This window comes from Marinobacter sp. CP1 (assembly GCF_001266795.1).
Lineage (GTDB): Bacteria > Pseudomonadota > Gammaproteobacteria > Pseudomonadales > Oleiphilaceae > Marinobacter > Marinobacter flavimaris.
Genome location: NZ_CP011929.1, coordinates 1,947,717 through 1,959,855, shown reverse-complemented (window position 1 = coordinate 1,959,855; position 12,139 = coordinate 1,947,717). Strand labels below are relative to the sequence as shown.

Annotated in this window: 11 protein-coding genes; 7 read left to right on the top strand and 4 right to left on the bottom strand. The window is 56.6% G+C overall.

What is annotated here, in order from left to right; translation table 11 throughout:
- Positions 1 to 4: 4 nt before the first annotated feature.
- Positions 5 to 1,108: a DNA polymerase III subunit beta gene (gene dnaN / locus ACP86_RS09120; protein WP_008172539.1), complete on the bottom strand. Its 1,104-nt coding sequence runs from the start codon at positions 1,106 to 1,108 to the stop codon at positions 5 to 7.
- A gap of 55 nt (positions 1,109 to 1,163) precedes the next feature.
- Positions 1,164 to 2,606 carry a chromosomal replication initiator protein DnaA gene (dnaA, locus tag ACP86_RS09115; RefSeq protein WP_014578837.1) on the bottom strand — a complete coding sequence of 481 codons (1,443 nt, stop codon included), beginning with the start codon at positions 2,604 to 2,606 and terminating at the stop codon, positions 1,164 to 1,166.
- 657 nt (positions 2,607 to 3,263) lie between these two features.
- Here dnaA and rpmH point away from each other — a divergent pair.
- The 5 genes from rpmH (at position 3,264) to mnmE (ending at position 7,274) form a co-directional block, all read left to right on the top strand.
- Positions 3,264 to 3,398, top strand: a complete 135-nt coding sequence (gene rpmH / locus ACP86_RS22080; protein WP_008172542.1) for a 50S ribosomal protein L34 — start codon at positions 3,264 to 3,266, stop codon at positions 3,396 to 3,398.
- A gap of 14 nt (positions 3,399 to 3,412) precedes the next feature.
- Positions 3,413 to 3,820 carry a ribonuclease P protein component gene (rnpA, locus tag ACP86_RS22075; protein ID WP_075267623.1) on the top strand — a complete coding sequence of 136 codons (408 nt, stop codon included), beginning with the start codon at positions 3,413 to 3,415 and terminating at the stop codon, positions 3,818 to 3,820.
- Complete coding sequence (gene yidD / locus ACP86_RS09105; protein ID WP_008172546.1) at positions 3,820 to 4,113, top strand: membrane protein insertion efficiency factor YidD; 294 nt, start codon at positions 3,820 to 3,822, stop codon at positions 4,111 to 4,113. Before rnpA ends, yidD begins: the two co-directional genes overlap by 1 nt.
- Before the next feature lie 4 nt (positions 4,114 to 4,117).
- The gene (gene yidC / locus ACP86_RS09100) at positions 4,118 to 5,833 is read left to right on the top strand and encodes a membrane protein insertase YidC (RefSeq protein WP_053113396.1); all 1,716 of its coding nucleotides are present in this window, start codon (positions 4,118 to 4,120) and stop codon (positions 5,831 to 5,833) included.
- Positions 5,834 to 5,903: 70 nt separating this feature from the next.
- Positions 5,904 to 7,274 (top strand): tRNA uridine-5-carboxymethylaminomethyl(34) synthesis GTPase MnmE, encoded by a 1,371-nt coding sequence (gene mnmE / locus ACP86_RS09095; RefSeq protein WP_053113395.1) that lies wholly within the window; start codon positions 5,904 to 5,906, stop codon positions 7,272 to 7,274.
- A gap of 2 nt (positions 7,275 to 7,276) precedes the next feature.
- Here mnmE and thpD read toward each other — a convergent pair whose 3' ends face one another.
- Positions 7,277 to 8,212 carry an ectoine hydroxylase gene (gene thpD, locus ACP86_RS09090; protein ID WP_053113394.1) on the bottom strand — a complete coding sequence of 312 codons (936 nt, stop codon included), beginning with the start codon at positions 8,210 to 8,212 and terminating at the stop codon, positions 7,277 to 7,279.
- Positions 8,213 to 8,377: 165 nt separating this feature from the next.
- A complete protein-coding gene (locus ACP86_RS09085) occupies positions 8,378 to 10,198 on the bottom strand; it encodes an acyl-CoA dehydrogenase C-terminal domain-containing protein (RefSeq protein ID WP_053113393.1) in 1,821 nt (606 codons plus the stop codon).
- A gap of 247 nt (positions 10,199 to 10,445) precedes the next feature.
- Here ACP86_RS09085 and ACP86_RS09080 point away from each other — a divergent pair, with 247 nt between their 5' ends.
- Both ACP86_RS09080 and ACP86_RS09075 read left to right on the top strand, forming a co-directional pair.
- Positions 10,446 to 11,006, top strand: a complete 561-nt coding sequence (locus tag ACP86_RS09080) for a DUF3833 domain-containing protein (protein ID WP_008172557.1) — start codon at positions 10,446 to 10,448, stop codon at positions 11,004 to 11,006.
- A gap of 38 nt (positions 11,007 to 11,044) precedes the next feature.
- On the top strand, positions 11,045 to 12,139 hold the full coding sequence (locus ACP86_RS09075; protein ID WP_053113392.1) for an efflux RND transporter periplasmic adaptor subunit: 1,095 nt from the start codon (positions 11,045 to 11,047) through the stop codon (positions 12,137 to 12,139).

The window sequence follows — 12,139 nt, the reverse complement described above, 5'->3', positions numbered from 1 at the left end:
CCTCCTACAGCCTCATGGGCATGACAACATAGAGGCAACGGTTATCGTTTTGCGCCTCTATCAACGCACTGCTGTTCGGATTCGACAGGGTTATTTTTACCTGGTCCTCATCCAGCGCGTTCATGACATCCACCAGATAGCCTACATTAAAACCGATTTGCAGGGATTCGCCCTGATAGTCCACCGGCAGCGCGTCTTCGGCCTGTTCCTGATCCGGGTTGTTGGCAAATACCTGGAGTTCATTGGATGCTAGGTTCAAGCGCACGCCGCGGATGTTCTCGTGGGACAGGATGCCCGCCCGTTGCAGGGTATTCTTCAAGGTGGCGCGGTCCGCCAGGACGATCTTGTCGCCCCCGCGCGGAATCACGCGATTGTAGTCGGGGAATTTGCCTTCAATCAGTTTCGAGGTGAAGGTATAAGACCCCACCGTCGCTCGCAGGTGGTTATCGCCAATAACCAGGGTCACCGGTGTTTCCACATCATCGAGCAACCGGGCCAGTTCCAGTACCCCTTTGCGCGGAACAATAACCTGACGCAGCTCCGGGCAATTGGTGGCCAGTTCCAGATGTGCCATGGCCAATCGATGGCCGTCGGTAGCTACCGTCCGCACATGGTCCTTGTCCACCTCCAGCAACAGTCCGTTCAGGTAATAGCGCACGTCCTGCTGAGCCATGGCGAACGCCGTGGCATCGAGCATCCGGCCGAGTTCTTTCTGGGGCAATTCCAGACGGAAGCTCTCGTCTTCGTCTTCCACGTTCGGAAAGTGCTCCGCCGGCAGGGTCGACAGGGTAAAGTGGCTGGCGCCACACCGCAGGTGCAACCGATCGCCTTCAAGCGACAGCTCCATCGGCGCCTCGTCCCCCAGGGCCCGGGAGATATCCGACAGCTTGCGGGCCGGAACGGTAATCCGGCCGGGCTGATCTACATGCACCGGTGTTACCCGCGCCACCAGTTCCACTTCCATATTGGTACCGGTCAGGGTCAGGGTATTGTCCTCGGCCACCAGCAACACGTTGGAGAGCACGGGCATGGTCTGTTTTTTTTCCACCACGCCAGCAATGCTTTGCAGCGGGGTAAGCAGGGATTCACGGCTGATCGTCAGTTTCATGGCACTCAGCTTTCTTTATGTTGGAAGGGTGAATGTTGTTCGCCAACGCCCGGCATCAGGTGGTCAGCAGTCTCATAAAATTCTGATAATCCTCGCGGATGCCCGGATCAGTCTCCTGCAACTCCACGATTTTCTTGCACGCATGCAATACGGTGGTGTGGTCACGCCCGCCAAAAGCATCACCAATCTCCGGCAAGCTGTGATTGGTCAACTCCTTCGACAACGCCATGGCGACCTGCCTTGGCCGGGTCACCGTTCGAGTCCGGCGCTTGGATAGCAGATCGGCCACCTTGATCTTGTAATATTCCGCCACCGTGCGCTGAATGTTGTCGATGCTCACCTGTTTCTCGTGCAGCGCCAACAGGTCTTTCAGGCTCTCCCGAATAAACGGCGGAGTGATTTCAGAGCCGGTGAAGTGAGCATTCGCTATCACCAGACGAAGCGCGCCTTCGAGCTCCCGAACGTTTGAACGAATCTTCTGGGCAATAAAAAAGGCCGCTTCGCTGCTGAGCTTAACATTGGCCTGATCGGCCTTTTTCATCAAAATGGCAACCCGCGTTTCCAGTTCCGGCGGCTCTACCATCACCGTCAGGCCCCAGCCAAACCGCGATTTGAGTCGCTCTTCCATATCCACAATTTCTTTCGGAAACCGATCGCAAGTAACGATTACCTGCTGCCCGCCTTCCAACAGCGCATTAAAGGTATGGAAGAACTCTTCCTGAGAACGCTCCTTGCGGGCGAAGAACTGGATATCATCAATCAACAGCGCGTCCACTGAACGGTAATAGCGCTTGAACTCGTTGATGGCGTTAAGCTGCAATGCCTTCACCATATCGGCAACAAAACGCTCCGAACGGAGATAGGCCACCTTCGCCTTGGGGTTACGACGGACAATTTCGTTGCCGATCGCATGCATCAGGTGTGTTTTACCAAGACCAACCCCGCCGTACAAAAACAGAGGGTTGTAGGCGCCACCCGGATTCTCGGCCACCTGCATGGATGCGGCACGGGCGAGCTGGTTGGATTTGCCTTCCACAAAGGTTTCGAAGGTGAACCCCTCGTTGAGGAAGCTCTGGTGTTTGATGTCACCTTCAACCTGAACCGGACGCCGCTGGGTGTCACTCTTCGGGCGCACGGATGGTGTGGATGCAACGGTGGCGGCCACGCCTTTTTCTTCTTCGGTTACCCGGCTGCCGGCCTCTTCCTGAACCTGACCGTTGACGCGGGCAGGTGCTTCCGACCGTTTGACCGGTTCGCCTTCACGGGGTGCGGAACCCACTTTCATATTGACCCGGGGCGCCTGCCCACCGTTCAGATCCTTGAGCACCTCTTCGATACGTCGCAGGTACTTTTCGTTTACCCAATCCATGACAAAACGGTTTGGGGCGAACAGCATCAGCTGCCCCTCCCGGTGATCGGACTGCAGGGGCCTGAGCCAGGTATTGAACTGTTGTGCGGGAAACTCGTCCCGGAGTACTTCAAGACATTGATGCCACATACTGTTTGGCACGACAGCCTGCTCCCGATAACCCTGAAATGTCTCTGAACGGACAAGGGACTTCCTGTCCTGTGAGATGACCCCGAATTCTAACCCGACCGGCCCTCCAGTGAAAGGGCTAAAGCCAGTTCATGAACAGCCTGTGGAAATTTATTTCTTTGTATTTCAATTTTTTACGAACTTACCTACAACCTTGTGTACAGAAAATTCCTACAATGAAAGTTACCCACAGCCCTGTGTGTACAGCCCGGGTTTAACCCTGTTAGGAACCACGGGATGCAACCGGGGATAACTTTCAACCTCGCTTCGAAAACGACTTACCCACATTTCACCCTGCCATCGTCCACAGATCTCAGGGCGCCTTATCAATACCCTTATAAACCGCCCAACGAACTGTTTTTCTGTTATTTTCTTCGCTTATCCACAGAAACCTGCGGTACTAATAACAGTAATAATTAATCCTTAAAAAAATTCTAAAGAGACTTACTGAATTTATTAGCTGACCTGCCTGATTCCGAATTTCGGGCATGCGCATAACCCCCTAGCAATAAGCATTGAATTCCCACCGGTATTTGCATAGAATGCCGCTCCTGTTTTGGCTGTTCATTTTCCAGCCAGTTACTGAATTTCCAACTTACGAATTGTGAGATCATCACCATGAAAAGAACGTTTCAACCAAGCGTCCTGAAGCGTAAGCGCGTTCACGGTTTCCGTGCCCGTATGGCCACTGCCAACGGCCGCAAGGTTATTTCCCGTCGTCGTGCCAAGGGCCGCGCACGTCTGTCCGCGTAAGCTCTGATTGCCTCATGAAGGCTTTGAGTTTCCCGAAATCACATCGTCTCTTGCGACCTGCTGATTACGGCAAAGTCTTCAACGACGTGCAGCTGAAAGTTCCACACCGGAATTTTCTGATCCTGGCGACACCGAATAATCTCGGTCACGCCAGGATCGGTTTGATCTTCTCGAAGAAAAACCTGAAGCTTGCAGTTCAGAGAAACCGGGTAAAGCGCCAGGTCAGGGAAAGTTTCCGTCACCAGACGGACCTGCCCGGCCTGGATCTCGTGGTTCTGGGACGCCAGGGGCTGGTTTCCCTGGACAACCACTCGGTTCGGGCATCCATGGATGACCTCTGGCGACGTCTCAGGAAAAAGTACGCTCAATCTCAGCCATCCCGGGCAGCACCATCGGAATCTGCCAATCGAGGAACGGGTTAATGCGCAAGCTTCTGCTTCTGCCCATCCGCTTCTACCAGTATGCAATCAGCCCGCTGATGGCCAGTCACTGCCGCCACTACCCCACCTGCTCACAATACGCCGTTGAAGCCATTAACCACCATGGCGCGCTTAAAGGATTATTTCTCGCAATCCGGCGTCTGTTAAGGTGTCATCCCTGGGCGGAAGGCGGTTATGATCCTGTACCGGGAACGGCAGAACCCCGGGCTCCGGAAACCGCAACAGCCTGCGTACACGCTGATCACTCCCATACAACAACCCAGACCAGACAGTAACTCTATGGATATTCAACGCATCGTATTATTTGCCGGCCTGGCTATTGTCAGTTATCTGATGGTGCTTGCCTGGAATGAGGACTACCATCAGCCGCCCGAGACGGCTCAGGTCGCTGAATCCCAGCCTTCGCAAACCGCTGGCAACATGGGCAATTCCGACAATATGGTGCTTCCGGAGGACAGCTCCGCTCAGGTTGATGGTGATGGCGAGTTCACCACTCCGGAGACTGGTCAGGCTGTCATCAGCTCAACCGAAACCACCACCGCGGTCAGCGATCAATTCATCACAGTTCGCACCGATGTCTACGATCTGCAGATCGATCGGGTCAGCGGTAACCTGGTAAAAGCACGGCTGCTTGATTACGACGATACCCTGAACAGCGAAAAGCCGTTGACGCTCCTGAACAACACGCAGAATCGCCTGTACGTTCTCGAAAGTGGGCTGATTGGTCGTGATGGCCCGGATAGTCGCAAAAACGGTTCGGCTCCGGTCTACAGTGCTGACGCTGCAAGCTATGAACTGGCGGAAGGCGACAACCAGCTTCAGGTAGATCTGACTTACACCTCTGATAATGGCGTCCAGATCACCAAGCGTTATGAATTTGAACGCAACAGCTACGAAATTGGCGTCAAATATCTGGTTGAAAACCAGTCGAGTGAAGAATGGCAGGCCAATTTCACCGGCAAGATCGTCCGGGATCAGTCCCCGGACCCGACCTCCCAGACCAGCATGGGTATCCAGGCCTTCCTGGGTCTGGTCATCAGCTCCCCGGAAGATCCCTACGAGAAGTTTGATTTCGGAGACCTCCAGGAAAACCAGATCAATCAGTCGGTTACCAACGGCTGGCTGGCCTTCCTGCAGCACTACTTCCTGTCGGCATGGGTACCGGAGCGCGATATTCCCGCCCAGTACCAGACCACGCGCCGTGGCCCGAACTATGTAATGGGCTTTGTTTATCCGGCTACCAGTGTGGCGCCGGGCGAAACCGCAGAGATCGGTGCCCGGGCCTACGTTGGGCCGAAGATCATTGAACGCCTTGAAGGCATGGCTCCGAACCTCGACCGTACCGTTGATTTCGGCTGGTTGTTCTTCATTTCGCTGCCGCTGTTCATCATTCTGGACTGGTTCCATAGCCTGGTTGGCAACTGGGGCGTGTCCATCATCCTGCTGACGGTTCTGGTCAAGGCGGTGTTTTTCCATCTGTCCGCTACCAGCTACAAGTCTATGGCCAAGATGCGGGCCGTTGCGCCTCAGCTGACCCGGCTGAAAGAACTGTACGGAGACGACCGGCAGCGCATGTCCCAGGAAATGATGGCGTTGTACAAGCGGGAGAAGATCAATCCGCTGGGTGGCTGTCTGCCCATACTGGTACAGATGCCGGTGTTCATCTCCCTGTACTGGGTTCTGTTCGAGAGTGTTCAGCTTCGTCACGCGCCATTCATGCTGTGGATTCAGGATCTGTCGGTCATGGACCCGTACTTCATCCTGCCGATACTGATGGGTGCCAGCATGTTCCTGCAGATGAGTCTGAACCCGACGCCTCCGGATCCGATGCAGGCCAAGATCATGAAGATGATGCCGTTGATCTTTACGGTCTTCTTCCTGTGGTTCCCGGCAGGTCTGGTTCTGTACTGGCTGGTGAACAATATTCTGTCCATTGCCCAGCAGTGGTACATTACCCGCAAGATCGAAGCAGAAATGGCCGGCAAGAAGCACTGACCGGTGCCCGAACCGACCCGGCAAAGGCTCCTGTATGGAGCCTTTGTTGTTTTCAGCCTGTGGAAAAAGCATGAGCCAGAGTTCTGACACCATCGCAGCCATCGCCACCGCACCGGGACAGGCCGGAGTTGGCATTGTTCGTATCTCTGGGCCCAAGGCCCTCGCCATTGCAAAAAAGATGCTGGGGTTTGAGCCGAAACCGCGATATGCCCATTACGGCCCCTTCCATGACAGCCATGGCGAGTTAATAGACGAGGGCATCGGCCTGTTTTTCCCCAACCCCCACTCGTTCACCGGCGAAGATGTGTTCGAGCTTCAGGGGCACGGTGGTACGGTGATTCTCGATCTTCTGCTCCGTGAGGTGTGCAGCCAGGGTGCAAGGCTCGCCCGGCCCGGCGAGTTTTCCGAGCGGGCGTTTCTGAACGACAAACTGGACCTGGCCCAGGCCGAAGCGATTGCCGACCTGATTGAAAGCAGTTCGGAACAGGCGGCCCGCTGCGCGGTTCGTTCGATGCAGGGTGTGTTCTCCAGGCAGATCGAGGATCTGGTGGAGGCGGTCACTCATCTGCGGATCTACGTGGAGGCGGCGATCGATTTTCCCGAGGAGGAAATCGACTTCCTGGCCGACGGCAAGGTGGCCAGTGACCTTCAAAACCTCCTGGAGCGGCTCGGGAAAATCCTGGCCGAAGCCCAGCAGGGAACGATTCTTCGTGACGGCATGAAAGTGGTGATCGGCGGAAGGCCTAATGCCGGCAAGTCGAGTCTCCTCAATGCCCTGGCCGGTCGCGAAGCGGCCATTGTTACGGCGATTGAGGGCACAACCCGTGATGTCCTGCGGGAGCATATCCACATCGATGGGATGCCCCTGCACATTATCGATACTGCCGGCCTGCGGGACAGCCCGGACGAAGTGGAACAGATCGGTATTGCCCGGGCATGGGAGGAAATCCGTCAGGCCGATCGCATTCTTCTGATGGTGGATGCGACTACCACCGATAAAACCAGTCCCCATGAAATCTGGCCGGATTTCATCGACCAGCTACCGGCCAACGCCCCGGTGACGGTGATACGGAATAAGGTGGACCTCTCTGGTGAAACGGTCGGTATCAGTGCCGAAGAGCATCAGAGCGCGCCGGTGATCCGTCTGGCAGCAAAGTCTGCCGAGGGCCTGGAGATTCTCCGGGACCATCTCAAACAATGCATGGGGTTTGCCAGCACCACAGAAGGTGGTTTCCTCGCCCGGCGCCGCCATCTTGATGCCCTGGAGCGCGCCCAGGCCCTGCTGATCCAGGGCCAGAGCCAGCTGGAGGGTTTCGGTGCCGGCGAGCTTCTGGCTGAAGACCTGCGTGCCGCCCAGGATAGCCTGGGCGAGATCACCGGGCATCTGACGCCTGATGAGTTACTGGGCAAGATCTTCAGCAGCTTCTGTATCGGTAAATAGCGCTAACCGGTCTTCCGGCGTTCCTCGGAGGTGACTGGCACCAATGCCTCAGTGCTGTTGCGGTTGCCCAGGAAATCCGGGCGCGGTTTGTTGCCGCAGAATGGGGCCTGGAGCTGGTTTTCCACACTGTTATAGACGAAAAACAGGTTGCTGCGCGGCCAGGGCGACATATTGGCATTGGAGGCGTGGAGCGTGTTGCACTCGAAGATGATCAGCGAGCCGGCAGGGCCGGTTGGCGCTTTGATACCGTAGTCATCCGCCATGGCTGCCAGGTCCCGATTGTTGGGAACACCAAGTTCCTGTTTTTTCAGCGACGACTGGTAGTTGTCCTCCGGTGTGCGGCCAACGCAGGGCACAAAGGTCTTGTGGGAACCGGGAATAAGCATCAGGGGGCCGTTGAAAGGCGTGTTGTCGGTGAGGGCGATGGAGAAGCTGACTGCCCGCATCCGTGGCATGCCGTCCTCGGCGTGCCAGGTTTCAAAATCCGAGTGCCAGTCAAAACCCTTGCCGTGGAAACCGGGTTTGAAGTTGATCCGGGACTGGTGGATGTAGGCTTCACTGCCCAGAAGCTGACGTACCATGGCCAGAATCCTGGGATCCCGGGTCAGCCGGTCGAATCGGTCCGACAGTTCGTGAATGCCAAAAATCGAGCGGATTTCCTGCTTGCCGGGTTCAGTAATGGTGCCTTCCGAGCGCAGAATACTTTCATCGTCCTCATAGCCCCGCAAATCCTCCCGGAACTGGCGCACCGTGGCCTGGTCGAGAAAACTGTCGAAGACCAGAAAACCGTCGCGCTCATACTGTGCCAGCTCAGTCTCACTTAGTGGTCCGTCGGAACGGTCCGAGCCGCTGCTGTGAACCACGGGATCCTGACGTTCAAAGCTTTTGGTGGGGCGTTCCAGGCGGGTGGGATAAAAGTCGTCAGTACGAGTCTCCATATTCGAACCTCCTTACTTTTATTCGAGACATCAGAACATTTTCATTTAATTCAGTGAGTTAATAACTCCAATTCGGAAATGCACCTGTAAAATGGGTTCAGGCGGACGTATTTCAAGGGCAAAAAAACCCGGGCCGAGGCCCGGGGATCAGGTGTACCGGATACCCTACCCGGTGAAGGCCAGATCTTCGGCGTCGAGCTGCATCAGGTTTTTGCTGGGGCTGAGCATGCTGGTGGCGTGGCTCTGGGCCCGGGGCAGCAAACGTTCAAAATAGAACTCGGTGGTGGCGAGCTTGGCCTGGTAAAAGCCGGTGGATTCCTCACCACCGTTATCGAGTTTATCCACAGCCACCGCAGCCTGACGCAGCCAGATATAGGCCATGGTGACGTAGCCGCTATACATCAGGAAATCGTAGGATGCGGAACTCACCACATCGCGATCCTTGCGCGCCGCGAGCATGATACGGACGGTCAGCAGGTTCCATTGCCCGGTCAGCTTGAGCAGTTCCAGAGCCCAGGGCCGTAGCCGTTTATCGGTGAGATGCTTACGGGCAAAATTGGCAATGTTCAGGGTGAACTCGCGCACCGCGCCGCCCTGGGTCATCAGCAATACTTTTCGTCCCAGCAGGTCCAGCGCCTGGATACCGGTAGTGCCCTCGTACAGGGTGGCGATGCGGGTATCCCTGACAATCTGCTCCATGCCGTGTTCGCGGATGTAACCGTGGCCGCCAAAAACCTGGACCCCCAGGTTAGCCGCTTCGCAGCCGAGTTCAGTGAGAAAGCCCTTCAGAATTGGCGTCAGGAAGCCGAGTTTGTCATCGTACTTTTCCGCCTTTTTATCGTCACCCTCGGTGAATCCCTCGACCATGTGATCGGCCAGGCGGGCCGCATAATACAGCATGGCCCGACCGCCTTCGGCGATGGCCTTCTGGGTCAGTAACATCCGGCGTACATCAGCATGATGGATCAGGCTGTCGGCGACCTGCTCCGGCTCTTTCTTGCCTGAGAGTGCCCGCATGGAGCGCCGATCTTTTGCATAGGCCAACGCCCACTGATAGGACAGCTCCGCCGGACCGACGCCCTGAATGGCGGTGCCGATGCGGGCGGTGTTCATGAAAGTGAACATGCAATTGAGCCCTTCATTCTCGGGGCCAATGAGAAAACCGGTGGCGCCATCGAAATTCAGTACACAGGTGGCCGAGGCCTTGATGCCCATTTTCTTTTCCAGGCTGCCGCAGACGACACCGTTGCGCTCACCGACATCGCCGTTACCGTCGGGCAGGAACTTGGGTACGATAAAAAGGCTGATGCCCCGGGTGCCCTTGGGGGCGTCGGGCAGACGGGCCAGCACAATATGGATAATGTTCTCGGTCAGGTCGTGGTCGCCAGAGGAGATGAAGATCTTGGTTCCGGTAAGCCGGTAGCTGCCGTCGGCCTGTGGTTCGGCTTTGGTCTTTACCTGGCCCAGATCGGTGCCACACTGGGGCTCGGTCAGGCACATGGTGCCGGCCCAGCGGCCGTCGGTCAGTGGCGCAAGGTAGGTCTGTTTCTGGTCTTCCGTACCATGAAGGAAAATTGTGTTCATGGCCCCCAGGGACAGCCCCGGATACATGGAGAAAGGCCAGTTGGCAGTACCCATCATTTCCTGTTTCAGCAGTCCCATGGACGCGGGAAGGCCCTGGCCGCCGTATTCCTCGGGCGCTGAGAGTCCCTGCCAGCCCCCCATGGCGTAATGCTGGTAGGCGTCCCGGTAACCGGCGGGTGTGGTGACTTCACCGTTGTCCAGTTTGCAACCTTCTTCGTCGCCAGAGAGGTAAAGTGGGCTCAGCACCTCTTCACAAAACTTTCCGCATTCGCCGAGTATCGCGTCCACGATATCGGGCGTGGCGTTTTCACCGCTGGTCAGGGTGGCGTAATGACCCGGGTAATCGAACACCTCGTTCAGCAGGAATTTCATGTCGCGCAAGGGTGCTTTGTAAACCGGCATAGCGGAATCCTCTGTGTCTTTCTCAACAATCTTGGGTGGGCAACCACCGTTCGTTGCCTTGTGTTTTACGCCAATACCCGGGCACTGCCATTGACGAAAAGCACCGGGCAGACTGTCAGAATGGACAATTGGCCGAGATGACGTAGCAGAGATCGTGGATTCCGGGTAATGATCGTTAAAGAGGCTTTCGGCGTATTTCCTTGCGCCGAGGACCCCCACATATTCCTGTTCAGAGAGTGTAAAAGTCATGCAAAGCCTGTTTACCGAGATATCGAAACGCCTCTCGACACCTATACTCTGGGTATTGTTTTCGGCACTGCTGCTCAGTGGCTGTGCCAGTCCCTCGCTCGAGGACTACGCCGACCGCACGCCAGAACTGGTCCCTGAAGAGTTCTTTACCGGCGAACTTTCCGCCCGGGGGGTGGTCAAGAATTTTTCCGGTGAGGTGATTCGCACCTTTGATGCGGATATTAGCGCGTCGTGGGATGACGAGGGCGTAGGCACTCTGGATGAGGTGTTCCGTTTCGATGACGGCGAAGTGCAGACCCGCGTCTGGACCCTGACTCCCGCGGAAGACGGCTACCATGCTGACGCCGGTGACGTGGTTGAACCCGGAACCATGCGTTGGAGTGGCAATGCAATTCACATGAATTATGTGCTCCAGGTGGCCTATGGCGACGGTACCCTGGACGTACGCATGGATGACTGGATGTACCTGATTACGCCCGACACGTTGATCAATCAGACCACCATGAGCAAGTGGGGAATCGACGTGGGCGAGGTGGTTCTGGTCATCCAGAAAAAGTAACAGACGACTAACCTGACCCCGAAATACCTGGAAATCCTATGTGGAAACAGTGGTTGATTGCGTTGGTACTGGTGGCTGTCGCTATCGGCGGCGCCTTTGTGTATCAGAACTTCGATGATGGGACCGCCGCCCAGAGCGGCCGCGAACGTCCCGCCAGCGCCGTTAACACCATGCTTCCGCAGATGGAGGCAGTACGGGATGTGGTCAACGCCGTTGGCAGTCTCAAAGCCCTGAACGCGGTGGAACTGACCACGGAAGTCAGTGGCCGGGTGGTGGAATTGAATCTGGAAACCGGCCGCCGGGTGGGGCAGGGCGACGTCCTGTTGCGGCTTGATGATCGCCAGGCCCGGGCAGACCTGCAGGTGATCGAGGCGCAACTGGCGGATGCCCGCCGACAGCTTGAAAGGGCACAGCGGTTGCGTTCGAACAACAGTATTTCCCAGTCCCAGGTGGATCAACTGAGAACGTCAGTCGATGTCGCCGAGGCTCAGCGCCAGTCAGCTCAAGTTCGTCTGGAAAACCACCGGATCGAGGCGCCGTTTGCCGGTGTGGTCGGGCTGAGTGACATCAGCGTCGGCGCCTATATCACTACCGGAACCTCGGTGACTACCCTGGATAACACCGACCGTATGGAACTGGGCTTTTCGATCCCGGAGCGTTTCCTGGGGCAGGTGAGTCTCGGGCAAGAGGTAAGGGGCGCATCGCCGGCCTATCCGGACCAGACCTTTTCCGGCCAGCTGGTGGAGTTGGGTTCCAGGGTCAGTGAGTTGAGCCGTTCGCTGCCTGTCCGGGCACTGATCGATAACCCGGATGGTCTGCTCCGGCCGGGACAGTTCATGTCTGCGACGCTAACACTCCGGCAACGGCAGGCGCTGGTAATCCCCGAGCAGGCGGTGATGATCCGGGGTGATGAACAATATGTGTTTGTGGCTGAAGACGGTGTGGCCCGGCGGGTTTCGGTGAGCCTGGGCTCGCGCATGCCCGGTTTTGTGGAAGTTTCGAACGGTCTGAGCCAGGAAGACCCGGTGATCGTGACCGGTCAGGACCGACTCAGCAGTGGGGACCGGGTTCGGGTATTGGAAGACGACAAAGCCATTCCCGAGAACCGTTTTATTACGGCCAGGGAGTCGTAA